21 protein-coding genes are annotated in these 17,437 nt (G+C 61.4%); 3 read left to right on the top strand and 18 right to left on the bottom strand.

Annotation, left to right across the window (positions count from 1 at the left end; all coding sequences use genetic code 11):
* Positions 1–60: 60 nt before the first annotated feature.
* Genes RWJ89_RS28655 through ruvC form a run of 10 tightly spaced genes read right to left on the bottom strand, consistent with a single transcriptional unit; the run spans position 61 to position 5,706 of the window.
* Entirely contained in the window at positions 61–624 is a 564-nt protein-coding gene (locus tag RWJ89_RS28655) for a DinB family protein (RefSeq protein ID WP_316031832.1), read from the bottom strand.
* Between the two features lie 52 nt (positions 625–676).
* Positions 677–1,189: an NUDIX hydrolase gene (locus RWJ89_RS28650; RefSeq protein WP_131665513.1), complete on the bottom strand. Its 513-nt coding sequence runs from the start codon at positions 1,187–1,189 to the stop codon at positions 677–679.
* A 7-nt stretch (positions 1,190–1,196) separates the two neighbouring features.
* Positions 1,197–2,099, bottom strand: coding sequence for a metallophosphoesterase (locus RWJ89_RS28645; protein WP_131665512.1), 903 nt, complete (start codon positions 2,097–2,099; stop codon positions 1,197–1,199).
* Positions 2,100–3,140 carry a Holliday junction branch migration DNA helicase RuvB gene (gene ruvB / locus RWJ89_RS28640; protein WP_017968121.1) on the bottom strand — a complete coding sequence of 347 codons (1,041 nt, stop codon included), beginning with the start codon at positions 3,138–3,140 and terminating at the stop codon, positions 2,100–2,102. It abuts the gene before it with no gap.
* Positions 3,137–3,535, bottom strand: a complete 399-nt coding sequence (locus RWJ89_RS28635) for a PIN domain-containing protein (RefSeq protein ID WP_017968120.1) — start codon at positions 3,533–3,535, stop codon at positions 3,137–3,139. The genes ruvB and RWJ89_RS28635 overlap by 4 nt, the downstream gene beginning before the upstream one ends.
* A complete protein-coding gene (locus RWJ89_RS28630; RefSeq protein WP_017968119.1) occupies positions 3,532–3,792 on the bottom strand; it encodes an AbrB/MazE/SpoVT family DNA-binding domain-containing protein in 261 nt (86 codons plus the stop codon). Before RWJ89_RS28630 ends, RWJ89_RS28635 begins: the two co-directional genes overlap by 4 nt.
* 54 nt (positions 3,793–3,846) lie before the next feature.
* Positions 3,847–4,461 carry a Holliday junction branch migration protein RuvA gene (gene ruvA / locus RWJ89_RS28625; protein WP_168303057.1) on the bottom strand — a complete coding sequence of 205 codons (615 nt, stop codon included), beginning with the start codon at positions 4,459–4,461 and terminating at the stop codon, positions 3,847–3,849.
* A gap of 13 nt (positions 4,462–4,474) precedes the next feature.
* Positions 4,475–4,888 (bottom strand): type II toxin-antitoxin system VapC family toxin, encoded by a 414-nt coding sequence (locus RWJ89_RS28620; RefSeq protein WP_168303056.1) that lies wholly within the window; start codon positions 4,886–4,888, stop codon positions 4,475–4,477.
* On the bottom strand, positions 4,888–5,139 hold the full coding sequence (locus tag RWJ89_RS28615; protein ID WP_017961997.1) for an AbrB/MazE/SpoVT family DNA-binding domain-containing protein: 252 nt from the start codon (positions 5,137–5,139) through the stop codon (positions 4,888–4,890). The genes RWJ89_RS28620 and RWJ89_RS28615 overlap by 1 nt, the downstream gene beginning before the upstream one ends.
* Before the next feature lie 57 nt (positions 5,140–5,196).
* Entirely contained in the window at positions 5,197–5,706 is a 510-nt protein-coding gene (ruvC, locus tag RWJ89_RS28610; RefSeq protein ID WP_003542749.1) for a crossover junction endodeoxyribonuclease RuvC, read from the bottom strand.
* 243 nt (positions 5,707–5,949) lie between these two features.
* Here ruvC and RWJ89_RS28605 point away from each other — a divergent pair, with 243 nt between their 5' ends.
* On the top strand, positions 5,950–8,265 hold the full coding sequence (locus tag RWJ89_RS28605) for a methyl-accepting chemotaxis protein (RefSeq protein WP_168284247.1): 2,316 nt from the start codon (positions 5,950–5,952) through the stop codon (positions 8,263–8,265).
* 125 nt (positions 8,266–8,390) lie between these two features.
* The gene (locus RWJ89_RS28600) at positions 8,391–9,392 is read left to right on the top strand and encodes an LLM class flavin-dependent oxidoreductase (protein WP_316031831.1); all 1,002 of its coding nucleotides are present in this window, start codon (positions 8,391–8,393) and stop codon (positions 9,390–9,392) included.
* 103 nt (positions 9,393–9,495) lie between these two features.
* Here the strand turns inward: RWJ89_RS28600 and RWJ89_RS28595 are convergent, their stop codons facing one another.
* The gene (locus RWJ89_RS28595; RefSeq protein WP_168284245.1) at positions 9,496–10,242 is read right to left on the bottom strand and encodes a YebC/PmpR family DNA-binding transcriptional regulator; all 747 of its coding nucleotides are present in this window, start codon (positions 10,240–10,242) and stop codon (positions 9,496–9,498) included.
* Between the two features lie 141 nt (positions 10,243–10,383).
* Here RWJ89_RS28595 and RWJ89_RS28590 point away from each other — a divergent pair, with 141 nt between their 5' ends.
* Positions 10,384–10,887: a pyridoxamine 5'-phosphate oxidase family protein gene (locus tag RWJ89_RS28590; RefSeq protein WP_168284244.1), complete on the top strand. Its 504-nt coding sequence runs from the start codon at positions 10,384–10,386 to the stop codon at positions 10,885–10,887.
* A gap of 32 nt (positions 10,888–10,919) precedes the next feature.
* On the opposite strand, the gene RWJ89_RS28585 is transcribed toward RWJ89_RS28590, so the two are convergent.
* The 7 genes from RWJ89_RS28585 to RWJ89_RS28555 all read right to left on the bottom strand — a co-directional run bounded on the left by RWJ89_RS28585 (position 10,920) and on the right by RWJ89_RS28555 (position 17,304).
* On the bottom strand, positions 10,920–11,765 hold the full coding sequence (locus RWJ89_RS28585; protein ID WP_020051529.1) for an MBL fold metallo-hydrolase: 846 nt from the start codon (positions 11,763–11,765) through the stop codon (positions 10,920–10,922).
* Positions 11,766–11,932: 167 nt separating this feature from the next.
* Positions 11,933–12,757, bottom strand: a complete 825-nt coding sequence (locus RWJ89_RS28580) for a TIGR00282 family metallophosphoesterase (protein ID WP_020051528.1) — start codon at positions 12,755–12,757, stop codon at positions 11,933–11,935.
* Between the two features lie 3 nt (positions 12,758–12,760).
* Positions 12,761–13,348, bottom strand: a complete 588-nt coding sequence (locus tag RWJ89_RS28575) for a 5-formyltetrahydrofolate cyclo-ligase (protein WP_020051527.1) — start codon at positions 13,346–13,348, stop codon at positions 12,761–12,763.
* A 106-nt stretch (positions 13,349–13,454) separates the two neighbouring features.
* Entirely contained in the window at positions 13,455–14,150 is a 696-nt protein-coding gene (locus tag RWJ89_RS28570; RefSeq protein WP_316031830.1) for a hypothetical protein, read from the bottom strand.
* A 59-nt stretch (positions 14,151–14,209) separates the two neighbouring features.
* Positions 14,210–15,127, bottom strand: coding sequence for an NAD-dependent epimerase/dehydratase family protein (locus RWJ89_RS28565; RefSeq protein WP_316031829.1), 918 nt, complete (start codon positions 15,125–15,127; stop codon positions 14,210–14,212).
* Positions 15,124–15,948, bottom strand: coding sequence for a glycosyltransferase (locus RWJ89_RS28560; RefSeq protein WP_020051524.1), 825 nt, complete (start codon positions 15,946–15,948; stop codon positions 15,124–15,126). Before RWJ89_RS28560 ends, RWJ89_RS28565 begins: the two co-directional genes overlap by 4 nt.
* Positions 15,949–16,083: 135 nt before the next feature.
* Complete coding sequence (locus RWJ89_RS28555; protein ID WP_020051523.1) at positions 16,084–17,304, bottom strand: NAD-dependent epimerase/dehydratase family protein; 1,221 nt, start codon at positions 17,302–17,304, stop codon at positions 16,084–16,086.
* Between the last annotated feature and the right edge of the window lie 133 nt (positions 17,305–17,437).

Raw genomic sequence — 17,437 nt, 5'->3', positions numbered from 1 at the left:
TGCGGCGGTTTTGGGACCACGACAGGCATCAGATAGAGACTTAAAGCGCTCGCCCCGGCGCTAACGCATCAGCGTTTCTTCGCTCCAGCCGAGCGCGGCGAGTTCGCTGCCGCGGAATCGGGCATCGTCGGCAACAATGAATTCGTCGAGTTGCGGCGGAGCGACGCTGGTGCCGGAGAGCATCGCATGCACCTGTCCGCGATGATGGGTCTGATGCTGGAAGAGGTGGGCGAGCACGTCCTCCATCCGCTCCTCCTGGATGCGGTCGCCGCGATGGAGGCTGATGGTCGAGGTGAGCCTCTCCGGCGTCAGGGCCTCGCAAAGCGCCGTCAGGCGCTGATCGACCTTCGCCTGCGCTTCTGCCAGCGAGGAAACGTCATCGAATGGTTCGTCTACCTCGAAGGCCTTGAGCCCGAGCGTGCCGCCTTCCAGGCCGTCGACATAGAACCAGTCGACCGTGATGATATGGTTCACGGTTTCCTTGATCGAGGGGAAGAAGCTGGTGCGCGGCGCTTCGAATTCGCCGGGCTTCAATGTCGCGCAGGCCTGAAGCAGCCGGCGGTTGGCAAGGGCGTTGTTATAGGCAAGTTTGCGGAATGGCCTGAGAGGATCGAAGGTCGGCATCGGCGCATCTCCTCTTTAAGCGCTTTTGGCTACAGCACCGGGCGCCGTAACATCAGTCTTTGCCGTCGAGATCGCCGTCCCGCCAGACGAGATGACGTGGCACAACGGGAAGGTTTTCGATTTCATCGGCGATGAAATAGGGCGGGATGTCGAGTGCGCACAGGGCATTACGCGTTGCCGGCACCCATTTGAACTCGAGATGGTTATCGCCGTCCTCGACCCGATGGATGATCTCGCCGGACAAAAAGGGGAATTCCGGCGGGAGGTCCATCAAGTAATAGAGACCGAGTTCATGCCAGTCGCGCTGTTCGTAGCGGAAGAAGTTCTCGACGATCCACAGCAGCCGATGGACGGTCACCTCAACGCCCAGTTCCTCCACCATCTCCCGTTTGAGCGTTTCCTCCGACGTCTCACCGATTTCCGCCCTGCCGCCTGGAAAGGTCCAGAAGGGCTCATGCACGGCGCGATGGACGAGCACGTGGCCGTCGCGAAAGCCGAGGCCGGCGATGCGATAGTTGAAACGCTCACCGCCCGCATTCAGGCGGATGAGAGTGCGCTTGGCCATGCCATTCTTATCCAAGATCGATGACGACAATTTCCGGCGGCACGCCGAAGCGCACCGGTGCGATGGAGCAGCCGAGGCCGCCGGAAACGATGATATTACGCCCCTCCTCGATCATATGGCCATAGGCATAGCGGTTGCCGTAACGCGAGGGGACGATCGGCGAACGGCCGAGGAGGCGGATCTGTCCGCCATGGGTGTGGCCCGATAGCGTCAGCGAGACACGCTCGGGCACGCGTGGAAAGATATCGGGCTCATGAGCGAGCAGAATGACGGGCGCATCGTCCGTAACCTGAGCCATCGTTCCCTCGAGATCGTCGAGGCCGCGCATCTGCGTGCGACGCCATTTCCTGCCGGGCAGCAGCGCCAGCTGATCTTCGAGGCCTGCCAGCCAGAAGCCGCGACCATCCTTTTCGAGCCGAACGGCGCGGTTGCCATAGACCGGGATGCCGACGTCGGCGAGAGCCCGATGTCCGAATGTTTCCATCCCGCCGTTCTTCTGGGCGGTCCTATCTTCCCACCAATCATGGTTGCCCATGACCGCATGGACGCCGAGAGGGGCCTGCAAGGTGGCGAGCGCCTTCGACCATTGGCTCGAATGCACGTACTGCGTCACCATGTTCATGCCGGCGGCGTAATCGCCGAGCAGGACGGTGACGTCGCCTTCGAGTTCATTCGCCCTGTGGCAGATCGCGGCAATGCGGCTTGCCGACATCCAGGGTTCACAGGCATGGAGATCGGCGAGCGCAACGACGCGCAGCTTGAGCCCTGGCGTCCATCCGGGCGGCGTCAGCCGATAGCGGGTGATGGCGAGCCGCGCGAGCGGTTCATAGGCGAAGGCATAGCCACCGAGCGACATGACGCCTGCGACACCGCCGCCCAGAACCTTGAAAAATCCGCGGCGGGTGATCACTCAGTTGTCCTCCTGGAACAGCCGGAACTGCGCAGCCTCCATATCCTTGGGCGGTTGCATTCCCAGATGTTTCCACGCGATTGCGGTCAGAACACGGCCGCGTGGCGTGCGCTGGATGAAACCCTGTTGGATCATGTAGGGCTCGATGATATCTTCAATCGCGTCGCGCGGCTCCGAAAGGCCGGCGGCGATGGTTTCGATGCCGACCGGGCCGCCGCCGAAATTGACGGCAATCATGTTGAGGTAACGTTTGTCGAGCTGATCGAAGCCGACATTGTCGACCAGCAGGCGGGTCAGCGCCTCGTCGGCGATCTCGCGGGTGACGGCTTCCGCTCTTGCCACCTCGGCGAAGTCGCGCACGCGCCGCAGCAGCCGGCCGGCGATGCGCGGGGTGCCGCGGGCGCGTCTTGCGATTTCGCGGGCGCCCTCCTCGGTGATCGGCAGGTTCATCAGCCGCGCGCCACGGCGCACGATCAGTTCCAGCTCCTCGACGGTGTAGAAGCTCAGGCGCACCGGAATGCCGAAACGGTCGCGTAGCGGCGTCGTCAACAGGCCGAGGCGGGTGGTGGCCGCCACCAGCGTAAATTTTGACAGGTCGATCTTCACCGAGCGAGCGGCAGGGCCTTCCCCGATGATCAGGTCGAGCTGGAAATCTTCCATGGCCGGATAGAGGATTTCCTCGACGGCCGGATTGAGGCGATGGATTTCGTCGATGAAGAGTACATCACGCTCCTCGAGATTGGTGAGCAGGGCAGCGAGATCGCCGGCCTTGGCGATAACCGGGCCCGACGTCGAGCGAAAGTTGACGCCGAGCTCTTTGGCCATGATCTGCGCCAGCGTCGTCTTGCCGAGGCCGGGCGGCCCGACGAAGAGCACATGGTCCAGCGCTTCGCCGCGGTTTTTCGCCGCCTCGATGAAGACCTTGAGATTGGCGCGCGCCTCCGCCTGGCCGGTGAACTCGTCCAGCGATTGCGGGCGCAACGTGATATCAAGGTCTTCGCCCCGCTTTTCCGGCGATATCAGGCGGGCGGATTCGCTCATGTCAAAAGTTCCATTCCAGGTATGGTTTTTGCGGCTTGGGCATCGAATGTCCTGGTTGTCACGCAGCCCGCATCACGATTACGAAGGGCGATGAAGACATCTGCGAATTCTGCATTCGTCCGCACCATGATTGCGAGCGTCTCCTCGACTACTCTTTCATCTTCAAGGATCAGGTCGGCCGAGTCCAACAAGTCCGAAATCGCCTCCATGATCTGTTCTCTCTTCAGCTTGATCCGTTGTCTCAAGAACCACGCGCATTCCATCAGCGTGATGCAACTGATATAGCCGGGTGCCGTATCGGACAGGCTCGCGAAGAGCGTTGTGACCTTCTCCGTCTGGACGACATCGTCCTTCAGGAGGAAGCGCAGCATAATATTGGTGTCGAGGCCAATCATCTTGCACTAGTCACGTGATCGGCGATGGCTTCCCCAATCGCCTCGTCCATTTGCGTCAAAGTGATCGTCGGTCGGTTCGGATCGTGAAACTTGCCTGCAAGGTCGATGGCGCGTTTGTTTTTGGCTTTCATGATGATTTCGCCATCGCGGTTGATGTAGCGGATCCTGTCGCCGGACTTCAGATTCAGCAATTCACGAACTTCAGCCGGGATTGTTGTCTGGCCCTTCGATGTCATCGTACCGTAGTAGATATTCATGCGGATCTCCTTACCATTCGAGTTTAGTAAGGAATTGCGATATATTCAAGGAGATCACCGCCCCAATTCCTTCAATCCAAGCCTGATCAGCTTGGCGCTGTCGGCGCCGTCGCCTGCGGTTTTCATTGCCGCGGCAATCGCATTTGCCGCCTGGTCGCGGGAATAGCCGAGGTTGGTCAGCGCAGAAACCGCATCGGCGACAGGCGCGGCCGCGACCCCTTCGCCGAGTTCCTGCTTGAGGGCGATATTGATCGCTTCGCCGGCAAAGGCCGGCGCCCGGTTCTTGAGTTCGGTGACGAGGCGCATCGCCACTTTGGGACCGACGCCTGGCGCACGCGAGACGGCGGCGCGGTCCTGCAGGGCGATCGCATTGGCAAGTTCGCCTGGCGTCAGCGTCGAGAGCACGGCGAGCGCCACCTTGGCGCCGACGCCTTGGACGCTCTGGAGCAGGTTGAACCATTCCCGCTCCAGCGCCGTCATAAAACCGAAGAGCTTCAACTGGTCCTCGCGCACATAGGTCTCGATGAACAGCACGCAGGCCTCGCCGGCCGAGCCGAGCTTGGACAGGGTGCGGGCCGAGCAATGGGCGACGTAGCAAACGCCGTGCACGTCGACGAGCACATAGTCTTCGCCGATCTCGTCTATGGTGCCTTTCAGCTTGCCGATCATGGGTCGCGGTCTCTCAAGGATGCGTTTCGGGGGTTATAAGGTCAACGGAGGGGAAATAGGAGCGGTATCCGCTGGGATCGCGGGTCAAAATTCTGTAGCCCCTTATCACCGCATGCGCGCCGATGAAGAAATCGGGCAGTATCCGTTCGCGCCCACCGCCGGCGCGACGGTAAAGTCGGAAGGCCGCAGCAGCGGCGAATGCAGCCGGCCAAGGCAGATTCTCGCGGCGGAATTCATCCTGCGGCAGCAGTCGATCGACTTCGTCCACGTCGTCGTACCGAACGGAAAATTCGGAATAGATGATCGGGTTTATGAGGACAGGACCGTCTTTGAAGACGTCAAGCATCCTTCGACGCGACCAACCGTGCCAGTCCGAACCGACCACGGCCAGATCGACAAGTATGTTCGTATCGACAAGTGTGGCCATCAGCGATCACGGGTCATCGACATAAGGTCTTCGGCATCGATCTCCTGATCGCCCGTGCCCTCGAGACGACGGATCGTCTGTATGAAACGATCCAGGCGGCCCCGATCCTCGATCTCCTGCTTGCCGTTCTTCGGCGAAAGAACGAGCTTGCCGCCCTCTATCGAGAAAATGACCTCGCTATTGGCCTCGATGCCGACAAGTTCCCTGAGATCACGAGGAATGGTGACCTGCCCTTTGGACGTAACACGCATCTTGTTGCTCCTTCATAGTAAGAATTATCCTTACCGATGGAACAAGTCAAGAACAAGCTATCCGGCCAATGCCTGCCGCATCCGGTTGCTGCCGCGATTATGCGCATGGCAGATGGCGATCGCCAAGGCGTCGGCGGCGTCGTTGCCCTTGAATTCGACCTTCGGCATCAGGATCTTCAACATCATGTGTATCTGTTGCTTTTCGCCATGGCCGACGCCGATGACGGCCTTCTTCACGGCGTTCGGGGCATATTCGGAGACCGGCAGCCCGGCGCGCGCCGGTACCAGCATGGCAATGCCGCGGGCCTGACCAAGCTTCAGGGTCGCCACTGCATCCTTGTTGACGAAGGTCTGTTCGACGGCCGCCTCATCCGGCTTATAGCTGTGGACGATCTCCGCCAAGCCGTCATGCAATTGGCAAAGGCGGGAGGCAAGGTCCATGTCGCCATCGGAAGTCACGGTTCCGGATGCCACAAACCGCAGGGAATTGCCTGATGTCTCGATGATTCCCCAGCCGGTGCGGCGAAGCCCGGGATCGATACCGACGATGCGAATCGTATTTTGCATGGTTCAACCTATAGCGATTGCGAAATAACTGCCATTGATATGTGAACAAAACAAAAACATTCCCGGATTTCGGCCCTGCCATTTACCGCGAATTAAAACAGATGCCTGAATTCTGGTCATCGAATACGAGAGGGGCTTCTTTTCGCGAGGATTTAAGCCCCGATGTTCTGTTTATAGGCCAGTTGATCAGGCTGCGGTGCGTGCCCGCGCTTGGCAGGCGCGTTCAGAAGGGGTTCGTCGTACATGGCTCGGAGATTCCAATCCCTGTCCTTTAAGGTCATCGCCACATTCATTCTGCTGACCGTGCTGTCGATCGCGGTCATCGATGTGCTTGCCTATTTCGCCAGCAGCCGCATTTCCGACGAGCAGGCGCTGAAGGCCAAGGAAAGCGTGCTGATCTTTCGCGGCGACATGCTGCAGGACCAGCTGACGCAGCTTGAAAACCAGGCCAATTCCATCGCGCGCATCGAGGCGCTGCAGATGTCGATCACCAATCTGAAGAGCGGCTGGAAGACCATCGAGAAGACCGCGGGCGACGCCCGGGCCGAGCTGAAGAAGGTTTTCATAGCGGGCAATCCCAACCCCGCCGACCAGCGCGAGAAGCTCATCAAGCCGGAAGGGCCGAGCGGCTTTTATTATTCGAGCCACGAGAAGACGCAGGGCGAAGTCGCCCGCGACCTCGAGGATACCGCCTTCAGCGATCTGCTGATCGTCGATCTCGAGGGTACCGTGCTCTATTCCTATAAGAAGGAAGACGATTTCGCCGAAAATCTGAAGTCGGACGCCTGGAAGGCGACCGGCGCCGGCATCGCTTTCGCCAAGGCGATCGAGAATACCGCCAAGGCGACCGATGACGCCGCGCCGACAGGCTTTTCCGGCCTTCGCGTCGATGCCGGCAGCGGCAAGTCGGCGATTTTCTATGCCGTGCCGATCGTCAAGCTTGGGGCGGCCAAGGGTATCATCCTCTTCAAGGTGCGCGACGATATCGTCACCGGCATCCTCGCCAAGGGCATCGTCCAGGGCAGCACGGCGCGAGCGGCGATCGTCTCCGGCGATGGTTCCGCCATCGGCCTCGACGGAAGCGGCAAACTTGCGACGCTCGATGCGACGCCCTTCACCTTCATCAAGAGCGCGCTTGCCAGTTCGGCGATGACGGTTGCCGATTTCGACCGGGCGGACGGAGCGGCCCGCGCCTATGTCCGCGGCATCGACTATCGCGGCGACCGCTTCCTCGTGGTCGAAAGTGTGCTGTTGAGCGAGCTCAATGCCGGCTCGATCGAGATCGCCACCCTGCTGACGATGATCGGCATCGGCGTGCTCGTCGTCATGGCGGTCACGACCGGGCTCGTCACCAATTTGCTGTTTTCGCCGCTTGCGCGGCTTGCCGGCGTCACCCGCGATGTCGCCGACGGCAAGCTCGACAGCGAGATCGGCAGCCTGAACCGCAAGGACGAGATCGGCACGATGGCCAATGCGCTCGACCGCTTTCGCCACTCGCTGATCGAAAGCCGTGAACTCGAAGCCGCCAGCGAAGAGACGCGCCTGCAGGCCGAGCAGGACCGCCAGCAGAATCTGGCCGAGCGCGAGGCCGAGGCGAAGACGCTGCAGCAGGTGGTCGAGGCGATTGACGAGGGCCTGCATCATCTGGCGAACGGCGATCTCGCCTATCAGATCGATACCCGCTTCCCGAACGAGCTTGAAAGCCTGCGCGTCAATTTCAACGAGGCGCTGGCGACGCTCAGCGAAACCATGACCGCCATCGGCGGCAACTCGATGGCGGTGCGCGCCGGCTCAGAGGAGATGCGCACCGGCGCCGACGAACTTGCCGGGCGCACCGAGCGCCAGGCCGGCTCGATCACCGAGACGGCGAATGCGATCAGCGCCATCACACAGTCGGTCCGCCGGCAGATCGAGCGAGCCGAGCAGGCCGAGCGCATCGCCCGCGACGCCAAGAAGGAGACGACCGGCTCAGGCCAGATCATGCGCGAGACGATCGCAGCGATGGAGGCAATCCAGGTCTCTTCGCGCCAGATCAACACGATCATCTCCGTCATCGACGACATCGCCTTCCAGACCAACCTCCTGGCGCTCAATGCCGGTGTCGAGGCGGCGCGCGCCGGCGAATCCGGCAAGGGCTTTGCCGTCGTCGCCATGGAAGTGCGCGAGCTGGCCCAGCGTTCGTCGAGTGCGGCCAAGGAGATTTCCAGCCTGCTGCAGAAATCGACGCATGAGGTCGAAAGCGGCGTTACGCTTGTGGAAAAAGCGGGCGTTGCCCTGACGGGCATCGGCGCCCATGTCGAGGCGATCAACGGGCAGATCAACGAGATCATGAGTGCGACCCGCGAGGAGGCCAATACGCTGCGCGAGATCAATAACGCCGTTGCCGAACTCGACGCGATGACGCAGCAGAACGCCTCGATGGTCGAAGAGACGACGGCGGCGATCCACCGGCTGGCGACGGAAGCCCTGGAAATGGACCGCCAGCTCGGCAATTTCACGCTGCCGCCCGGCCACCACCAGCCGAGCGCCGAGGTGCATGTGCTGCGCCGTCACCGGTAAACGATCGTTTCTGACCTTACGGAAGGGTCGCGCTCGCGCGGCCTTTTTGTTTGCGTCCATGGTTTGGAATGGTGCGGGCGCGAACCTACATAGACGGCATCGTTCAACTGCCCGGCAGGTTTCCCATGGTTCCCTTCTCCATACTCGACCTTTCCCCCGTTGCCGAAGGCAGCACCGTGCGCCAGTCCCTCGATGGCTCGGCGCGGATGGCTGTGAAGGCCGAGGAATTCGGTTACAAGCGCTTCTGGCTTGCCGAACATCACGGCATGCCGGGGATCGCCAGCGCTGCCACATCAGTCGTCATCTGCCATGTCGGCGCTGCGACCAAGCGCATCCGCATCGGCTCCGGCGGCATCATGCTGCCCAATCATTCGCCGCTTGTTATCGCCGAGCAGTTCGGCACGCTGGAGGCGCTCTTCCCCGGCCGTATCGATCTCGGCCTCGGGCGCGCACCGGGAACGGACATGCGTACGGCACAGGCGCTACGGCGCAACCTCGAGGCCGGCGCAAACAGCTTCCCCAACGACGTTGTGGAACTGCAGCAACTTCTCGATACGCCGGTCGAGAACCAGGCGATCCTCGCGGTTCCCGGCAATGGCTCACATATCCCGATCTGGCTGCTCGGCTCCAGCCTCTACAGTGCCCAGCTTGCCGGCATGCTGGGGCTTCCCTATGCCTTTGCTTCGCATTTCGCACCCGACATGCTGCTCGATGCGATCGCGATCTACCGCGACCGCTTCCAGCCCTCGGCGACGCTCGACAAACCCCATGTGATGGTCGGCGTGATGGGTGCGGTGGCGGCGACGGACGAGGAGGCGCGCTACCATTTCACCTCCGCAGAGCAGCAGTTCGTCAATCTGCGCCGCAATGTCCGCGGCCCGTTCCCGCGTCCGGTGACCGACATGGAGGGCTTCTGGTCGCCGATGGAGAAGATGAATGTCGAACACACGCTGCGTTATGCCGTGGTGGGCTCGCCGAAGACGGCGGAGTCGAAATTGACGGAGTTTCTGCGGGAAACGCAGGCCGACGAGGTGATCATCTCGATGCCGATCCACGACATCGAGGCGCGGCTGAAATCCGTGGAGCTTTTTGCAGGGCTCGGAAATTTCATGCGGGCCGCCGCATAGGGTTTCCGGCGGCGCCTCGGGCATCTTATGCACGCGGACATTCACTGGCACTAAAAACCCGGCGTCACGGCCGGGTTTTCCATCGACGATCGTCTGAGGAAATTCAGGCCGAGAGCTTCGCCAGCACTTCTTCCGAGACCTCGAAGTTGGAATAGACGTTCTGCACGTCGTCATCGTCTTCCAGGCTGTCGATGAGTTTCAGCAGCGACTGGGCTTTTTCCTCGTCTATCGGCACGTTGTTCTGGGCACGCCAGACGGCCTTGACGGTTTCGGCTTCGCCGAGGCTCGATTCCAGCGCTTTTGCCACTTCGCCGAGGGCTTCGAAGGCGCAGGTGATGTAGTGGCCGTCTTCGTCGGACTCGACGTCGTCAGCGCCAGCTTCGATCGCGGCTTCCATCACCTTGTCGCCATCGCCGACGGAAAGCTTGTAGGTGATTTCGCCGACATGGTCGAAGGAGAAGGAAACGGAGCCGGTTTCGCCGAGAGCGCCGCCGGCCTTGGTGAAGCTCGAGCGGACGTTGGAGGCGGTGCGGTTGCGGTTGTCGGTCAGGGCTTCGACGATGATCGCCGTGCCGCCGGGGCCATAACCTTCATAGCGGACTTCATCATAATTTTCGCCGTCGGCACCGGCTGCCTTCTTGATGGCGCGGTCGATATTGTCCTTCGGCATGGACTGGGCCTTGGCGTTCTGGATCGCTAGGCGAAGGCGGGCGTTCATCGTCGGGTCGGGCAGGCCGGCCTTTGCGGCAACGGTGATTTCGCGCGCAAGCTTGGAGAACATTTTCGACCGCACGGCATCCTGACGGCCTTTGCGGTGCATGATGTTTTTAAACTGTGAATGGCCAGCCATGGCACCCCTGTTCACGTCTCATTGTTCGGAATGGGCCGCCTTATAAGAGCGAAACGGCACCCGTTCAAGGAAAAAGCAGTTCGGAACAAAGGTGAGAGGATGACGTTTCAACCGAACTCCATCCAAGGGAAAGGAACGGTCATGGCAAGTCTCAGCGAGGCGCAGGAACATCCAGCACGTCAGCTCTGGGATCAGGTCAACGATGTTCATGCCGGCATGCTCGGAATTTCCGGACTGGATATGCACATGCAGCCGATGGCGCCGCATGCCGATCCCACCACCAATACCATCTGGTTCTACACCAAGACCGACGCCGACATCGTGCGCGTCATCAAGCCTGGCAGCCGCGCGCATTTCTGCGTCATCGGCAAGGATCACGATTATCACGCCTGTCTTGCCGGCGTGATCGACGTGCGCCCCGACCCTTCCAAGATCGAGGAATATTGGAGTTCGATCGTCGCAGCCTGGTATGACGGCGGCAAGAAGGACCCCAAGCTCACCATGCTTTCCCTCCATGTCGACGATGCCGAGATCTGGGTTTCCACAGGTAACAAGCTGAAATTCGGCTGGGAGATCGCCAAGGCCAATCTCGACGACGACAAGATGCCGGATGTCGGCATCAAGCGCCATCTGCAGTTCGCCTGATGCGCGAGGCCCGGCGCCGCCGGGCCTTTTTACTACCGCACGCCATTGAAGACATAGATCAGCGGCTTTTTCGGCAGCGTGCGCATCGAAACGGTGATGCTGTCATCGGGTGCGTTGGCGACGTCGAAATCCTTGCCGAACATCGAGACGAAGGTTTCGACCGGCGGGCCGCGCCGGTGCATGGGCAGGATCAGCGACGAGCGTAGCCGTTTGATGACGCGGCTCATGCTGTCGGCGCCCATGGTCAAGCCGCCATCGACCGGGACCATGACGACGTCGAGGCGGCCGATCTCGGTATAATGGGCATCCGTCAGCTCATAATGCAGGTGGCCGAGATGGCCAATGCAGAGGCCGGCGATCTCGAAGATGAAGATGGAATTGCCGTTCTCATGCGCGCCGCCGAGGCCGTAGCTGAAGCGGATATCCGTGGGGACGTTGCGGATATAGGCATCGCCGACGACGAGATTGATATCGGCCTTCTCGCCCGGAACGTCGCTCCACCCATGCAGCACATGTTTGATGCCGGGATCGGGGGTCAGGGTATAGTGGGTCGTGTGCGCCTTGTTCATGGTCACGACATCGGGCGGCGTTGCCGGCCTGTACCAGCCATTATAGTCGGTTGCGATAACGATGCCGCCGGGCGTATCGATCTCGAAGGTCGAATGGCCGAGGAAGGTCAGTTTGACGTCCTCGCCCTCGGAGACGGCAGGCACCAGCGGCGGGGCGCCGGAAAAGCTTGCGAAGGTCACTTTGGGGATGGTTTGCGCGATCGCCTGGCACTGGCTGACCGGTGGCCGCTGCTCTTGTGCCCCGGCAAGATTCGGCGCGGCGAAGGCCGCAAGGTATGCGATAGCGAGGACAAGATATCGCGGCTTCATGCCACCCCTCCGGCGCTTTCACTTTGTGGCGGGAGGATGCGGCATGAGGTCACGGTGGTCCAGACGGAGGATGCTCACAATTGCGTGTTAGCGGCGTGGCTATTCTAAATTAAAGAGTTAGAGCATTATGTCGCCCGAAAACCGCTCACACTTTTCGGCGTCATGCTCTATCGCCAGAACTCCGGCACCGTCTCGGCCAGCCGCGGTCCGAGCCGGAGCGGCGCGATCTTTTCGGCAAGCCCCGTCGTATCCGAGATCTCCACGCCGACGCCGCAGATCGTCGCGGGGCCGTTCGCGGCTTCCATGCGGCCCTTCGGCATCTTGGAGATGAAGCGATTGAGCGGCTCCTCCTTGTCCATGCCGAGGGAGGAGTCGTAGTCGCCGCACATGCCGGCGTCCGACATATAGGCGGTGCCGCCGTTCAGGATCTGTGCGTCGGCGGTCGGCACATGTGTGTGGGTGCCGACGACGAAACTGGCACGGCCGTCGACGAAATGGCCGAAGCACTGCTTCTCGCTGGTCGCCTCCGCATGGAAATCGAAGATGATCGCATCGGCCTGCTCCTTCAGCGGGCAGGCGTCGAGGATGACTTCCGCCGATTTGAAGGGGTCGTCGAGTTCGGGATGCATGAAGACCCGGCCCATGACGTTGGCGACGAGCACGCGCGCGCCGTTCCTGGCATAGAAGAGGCCGGAGCCGCGGCCGGGCGTGCCTTGCGGATAGTTGGCCGGCCGCAGGAATTGATCGTGGCGGCCGGCAAAAGCGACGGCTTCCTTCTGGTCCCAGACATGATTGCCTGTCGTCACCACGTCGGCGCCGGCATTGATCGTTTCCAGAAAGATGTCCTCGGTGATGCCGAAGCCGCCGGCGGCGTTCTCGCCGTTGACGATGACAAAATCGAGCTTGAGGTCGGAGATCAGGCCGGGGAGGCGGTCCCAGACCGCCGTGCGTCCCGTCTTGCCGACCATGTCACCCAGAAAAAGCAGCCGCATTCCCTATCCAATCCAAGAGGCAAAAAAGCGAAGGCCGCTTTCTGTCAGGATGGCATCCAGGCTTATGTCGTGCGGCTCGTCGGGCACATGTGCCACTTCCTGGCAGTCGAATGCAATGCCGATCAGCTTTGGATGCAGGCCTTTTTGCTTTAGCCGGCTGATGGCGCGGTCGTAGTGGCCGGCGCCGTAGCCGATGCGGTGGCCGCGGGCATCGAAGGCCGAAAGCGGCACCAGCATGATCTCGGGATCAAGAATGGCGGCATCTGAGCCGGGGCCGACCGTGCCGAAACCGGTATCGACGAGGGGCGCACCTTCCGCCAGCTCGCGAAAGACGATCGTCTGCCGATCGAGGATCGCCGGTACGCAGAGCCGCGCACCGCGCACGGCAAAGCGCGCCATCAGCGGCCTGAGATCGGCTTCCGAACGGATCGGCAGGAAGCCGGAGACGATCGTATCCAGCGCAAAACCGACGGCCTCGCCGGCATGGTCGGCCATTGCTAGGCTTTTGGAGGCGCGTTTCTCGGCGGGGATAGCGTCGCGGGCGGACAGCCGTTCGTCGCGCAGCTGCGCTTTCAATTCTTTCGCGGTCATTGGATCTGCCGGTTCTGAGAGATTTACCCGAGCATAGACGGCAGGATGTCCGATGCAAATGCCGGATGCGACGGTTTCACGCCTCGGCCGCCGGCGGCAGCGGTGGTCAGACAACGATGCTTGTCGGTATTGTCGCCGTGGCGATGGAGAAGCCTGCCATATTGGCCCCGGCCTGCCGGTCCTGCTGCCGCAACTCGCGCATCGCCTTTTCGAGCACTTGCTTGAGTTCGCGCACCACCGCCTTGAACTCTTCCATCGTTTCGCGATCATCGGCCGAAATGCCTGAAAATTTCGGGGCATCCTCGGCGACGCTCGCATAGGCCTTGCGGGCGTTGGCGGCAGCGTCCGGTTCCTGCGAGCCGGTCTCGCCGGCCGCAGTTTCTCCCGAAGTATCCGTCAGCGCAGCAGCGGCCCCGCTCGTTGCGACGGCCTCAGCGCCCGTGGTTGCATCCACCGGAACAGCCGTTGCCGGGCTGCCGGTCGCGACTGATGATGCGAATTCGGAGGCGGCGGTGCCGACCTTGCGCGCCAGTTCGGCGGCCAGCCGGGCGACCACCTCAGGCGCCATGTTGGAGCTGCGCAGCATCTCCAGCTGCTGTTTTGCCTCTTCGAGCTTGCGTTGTGCCTTCGCCTTGGCCTCGTCTCCCGAGTTCGCCAAGGTCTGGCGCAGCTGCTGCAGCGCCTGGGTGGCGCGCTGCAGCTTCAGCACGCCCTGATCGGTCTCGCTTCCGGCGGCTGTAATGGCTGCTGTCGAAGACGCGCCGCGCAAGATGATGGAGGCAGACGTGGTTGCGACCTGCATGAACAATTCCCCGATTTTTAATTCGGGCCCCGATTGCGATTCGGGCGCATTCTGCAACGTCAGACTTGCGTGGACCTGTGTCTTGGGGATTTAGGCAGCGCAGCGGCCAGCCGCTGCATCGTCTCGTCGAACAGAGGCGCTCCGCCGGGCGTCCAGCCGAACGCACGGATTTTCGCAGTGTTCATGGGATTGAGTGCGGCGCTATCGGCAGGGGCCGGCAGCGCGTGCCGACAGCCCGTCTCGCGGCGGATGGGTGAAAGGATATCGCGCGTGTCGACTGACATGTCCGAGACGTTGAAGACCTCGCCGGAGATGCGAGTGCTTTCCGTCTCCAGCATCAGTCTCACCGCCCGTCCGAGGTCACGGCCGTGAACTTCCGTTCCCAGGCGGGCAGCAACCGGCCGGCCGGCGAGGTAATCGGCGATGAGGCCGTCCCATTTGTTCGGCGAGAGATCGCCATAGACGCCGGTTGCCCTCAAGCTTACGCCGGCAAAACCCGGCGTGGAGAGATGGGCAAGCGCGCGTTCGGCATCGAGCTTGACCTGGCCGTAGAGTGTTTCGGGCTTGGCCAGCATCGTCTCCGCCAGTTCGATTGCCTCGGGATGTTCGCCGTAGGCGGCGCGGCTGGACAGGAAGACGCAGCGGCGCGTGCCGGCGCGTTTGGCGGCTTCGAAAAGCCGGACGGTGCCGTCGAGGTTCAACCTGTGGAATGTCTTCGGATCGTCGCCCTCGCCGCCGCGATATTTGCCCGGAACATGACTGAAAGCGGCGTGGACGAAGAAATAGGCGTCATCGAAGACATCGATCTGATCCTTGTCGGGATCGAGCGAAAGCGCTGCGAACTCGACCGGGCGGGAGAAGAGGCGGGGCAACGGCGCGCGACGCCCGCCGACGATCACCTGATATCCGGCGGCCAGCAGTTCCTCGACGACATACCGGCCGACGAGACCCGTTCCACCCGATACCAGTACCTTCATGCTGCCCCTTCCGGATTGTCCAGCGCCGTGATCTCAGGCACGTCGCCGCCATCGTGGAAACGATGCCACAGATCGATCAAAGGTTGTAGTCGCGCTGCCTTGGGATGATCCTTTTCCCACGGTTTTTCATACTGGTAGTGCAGGATCGAAATGCTCTTCCAGTCCCAAAGCTCCGGCATGGTGAACCATACATATTGCAGCATGTTGAAATAAACCGGCAGGCCGTGCCAATCCGGGAAGAATGTCTCGAGAAAGGTCTGATCGGTGCGCCGCCAGAAAGCGTTCGGCCTGTCGAGCCTTTCGAGCATGTGCCGGAACGTGTCATGCGAAGGCGTGGCGACAAAGACGCCGGAATTCATCCGGCGGAAGTCGGCGAGGTTTTCGTAGACATTTGGGGCGGCGGAAAATTCCGGATAGAGGAAGAGCCTGTCGACATTCTTCAGCACGAGGGCATCGGCGTCGATGAAGACGCAGCGCTGGTATTCGACGAGCTGCCAGAGCCTGAGCTTGCAGAAATTGTCGAGCGGCGAATGGAAATCCGGCTTGCGGCCCTTGGTGAAAGGAGCTGTCGAATGGAGCTGACCGCGGGCGTGGCGCTCGTTGAAGGCCGCAGAGAGCGGCAGGTGCTCGACCTCGATCAGGCGGCAGCCGAGCGCTTTCAGGGGCAAAAGGGCAGCAGCATCGACGCCGCCGGTGTGGAGAATGACAATGTCAGCCCCAGTGTCGGTTCGGCGCAAGGAGCGGGCAAGCGCGGTCGCGCCCATGGCGTAATCGGCATTGGTGACCAGTGTGACATAGGCGAAGACGGAGGAGGGGTTCATCGGATTCCGCTGCCCCGATATATCTTGCTCCGGCGAAGGAGAGACGGCAAAGCGTTGCTACCCGTCCTTCGGACCCCCGCTGGGGAGAAGAGGGAGCAAGCCGCGACCTTCCTAGCCTTCGTCATCTCTCAGCACTCATGAAACCGACTTCAGCCGCTTGCCTTCCGGATCGTGATTGATCGTCGCGGCGATGTCCTTGGTCCAGGCGGAGACGGCCGGCACGCGCGAGCGGTCGACGCGATAGGCGAATTTCTTCGCGACGTCGACGATCTCGCCGAGCAGGCCGGCTTCCAGCGTGATCGGCTCGAGGCCGAGATCGCGGAATTTTTCGTTGCGGACGATCAGCTCGTTCTCTGCGGCTTCCTTGCGCGGGTTGGGCAGCCAGGCAATCTTGGCGCCGCTCATCCGGGCGATCATCTCGGCGAGGTCGCGCACCCGGTGGGTTTCCGTCATCTGGTTGAAGATCTCGACGCGGGCGCCGCGGGCCGGCGGGTTTTTCAATGCCAGCTCGATGCAGCGCACCGAATCCTGGATGTGGATGAAGGCGCGGGTCTGGCCGCCGGTGCCGTGCACCGTCAGCGGATAGCCGATCGCCGCCTGGATGAGGAAGCGGTTCAGCACCGTGCCATAATCGCCGTCGTAGTCGAAACGGTTGATCAGCTGCGCGTGGCGTCGCGTCTGCTCGGTATGTGTGCCCCAGACGATGCCCTGGTGCAGATCGGTGATCCTCAGGCCGTCATTCCGCGCGTAGAACTGGAAGAGAAGCTGATCCAGGCACTTGGTCATGTGATAGATCGAGCCGGGATTGGAGGGATAGAGGATCTCCTGGCTGACCGTCTCGCCGCCTGCGGTCTCGATGCCGACCGGCAGGTAACCCTCTGGGATCGCCGCCCCGACCGTCGAATAGCCGTAGACGCCCATGGTGCCGAGATGGATGAGATGGGTATCGAGATTGAGCTCCGTCAGCGCGTTCAGCAGGTTGTGCGTGGCGCTGACATTGTTGTTGACCGTGTAGTTCTTGTGGCGGTCGCTCTTCATCGAATAGGGCGCGGCCCGCTGTTCGGCGAAATGGATGACGGCATCCGGGCGATGTTCGGAAAGCCAGTTCTTCAGGAGTTCGTAATCCTTGGCGAGATCGATCAGATTGAAGTGGATGCGGCGTCCGGTTTCGGCATGCCAGATGCGTGTGCGCTCCTGGATCGAATCCATCGGCGTCAGCGACTGCACGCCGAGTTCGGTGTCGATCCAGCGGCGCGAGAGATTGTCGAGGATATGGATGTCGTGCCCGGCATCGGAGAGATGCAGCGACGTTGGCCAACCAATGAAACCGTCTCCGCCCATAACCGCAATCTTCATCGCATCGTCTCCTGATTGGTCGCTCATTATCGGGAATAGTTAGGAATTGTGACAATCATTCAATGCTTGCCGGTCTGGCATTCAATGCTTGCCTGTCTGGAAGCGTTGCGCCAAACAGGGCACCTGAGTTTGG

It is taken from the genome of Rhizobium sp. 10PS4, assembly GCF_032464805.1.
GTDB classification, from domain to species: Bacteria; Pseudomonadota; Alphaproteobacteria; order Rhizobiales; family Rhizobiaceae; genus Rhizobium; species Rhizobium laguerreae.
The sequence above is the reverse complement of the archived record's forward strand: the minus strand, read 5'-3'. Positions and strand labels throughout refer to the sequence as shown.

Coding starts and splice junctions, on each gene's coding strand:
- RWJ89_RS28655 (WP_316031832.1), bottom strand. CDS start 624: ATGCCGACCTTCGATCCTCTCAGGCCATTCCGCAAACTTGCCTATAAC.
- RWJ89_RS28650 (WP_131665513.1), bottom strand. CDS start 1,189: ATGGCCAAGCGCACTCTCATCCGCCTGAATGCGGGCGGTGAGCGTTTC.
- ruvB (WP_017968121.1), bottom strand. CDS start 3,140: ATGAGCGAATCCGCCCGCCTGATATCGCCGGAAAAGCGGGGCGAAGAC.
- RWJ89_RS28635 (WP_017968120.1), bottom strand. CDS start 3,535: ATGATTGGCCTCGACACCAATATTATGCTGCGCTTCCTCCTGAAGGAC.
- RWJ89_RS28630 (WP_017968119.1), bottom strand. CDS start 3,792: ATGAATATCTACTACGGTACGATGACATCGAAGGGCCAGACAACAATC.
- ruvA (WP_168303057.1), bottom strand. CDS start 4,461: ATGATCGGCAAGCTGAAAGGCACCATAGACGAGATCGGCGAAGACTAT.
- RWJ89_RS28620 (WP_168303056.1), bottom strand. CDS start 4,888: ATGGCCACACTTGTCGATACGAACATACTTGTCGATCTGGCCGTGGTC.
- RWJ89_RS28615 (WP_017961997.1), bottom strand. CDS start 5,139: ATGCGTGTTACGTCCAAAGGGCAGGTCACCATTCCTCGTGATCTCAGG.
- ruvC (WP_003542749.1), bottom strand. CDS start 5,706: ATGCAAAATACGATTCGCATCGTCGGTATCGATCCCGGGCTTCGCCGC.
- RWJ89_RS28605 (WP_168284247.1), top strand. CDS start 5,950: ATGGCTCGGAGATTCCAATCCCTGTCCTTTAAGGTCATCGCCACATTC.
- RWJ89_RS28600 (WP_316031831.1), top strand. CDS start 8,391: ATGGTTCCCTTCTCCATACTCGACCTTTCCCCCGTTGCCGAAGGCAGC.
- RWJ89_RS28595 (WP_168284245.1), bottom strand. CDS start 10,242: ATGGCTGGCCATTCACAGTTTAAAAACATCATGCACCGCAAAGGCCGT.
- RWJ89_RS28590 (WP_168284244.1), top strand. CDS start 10,384: ATGGCAAGTCTCAGCGAGGCGCAGGAACATCCAGCACGTCAGCTCTGG.
- RWJ89_RS28585 (WP_020051529.1), bottom strand. CDS start 11,765: ATGAAGCCGCGATATCTTGTCCTCGCTATCGCATACCTTGCGGCCTTC.
- RWJ89_RS28580 (WP_020051528.1), bottom strand. CDS start 12,757: ATGCGGCTGCTTTTTCTGGGTGACATGGTCGGCAAGACGGGACGCACG.
- RWJ89_RS28575 (WP_020051527.1), bottom strand. CDS start 13,348: ATGACCGCGAAAGAATTGAAAGCGCAGCTGCGCGACGAACGGCTGTCC.
- RWJ89_RS28570 (WP_316031830.1), bottom strand. CDS start 14,150: ATGCAGGTCGCAACCACGTCTGCCTCCATCATCTTGCGCGGCGCGTCT.
- RWJ89_RS28565 (WP_316031829.1), bottom strand. CDS start 15,127: ATGAAGGTACTGGTATCGGGTGGAACGGGTCTCGTCGGCCGGTATGTC.
- RWJ89_RS28560 (WP_020051524.1), bottom strand. CDS start 15,948: ATGAACCCCTCCTCCGTCTTCGCCTATGTCACACTGGTCACCAATGCC.
- RWJ89_RS28555 (WP_020051523.1), bottom strand. CDS start 17,304: ATGAAGATTGCGGTTATGGGCGGAGACGGTTTCATTGGTTGGCCAACG.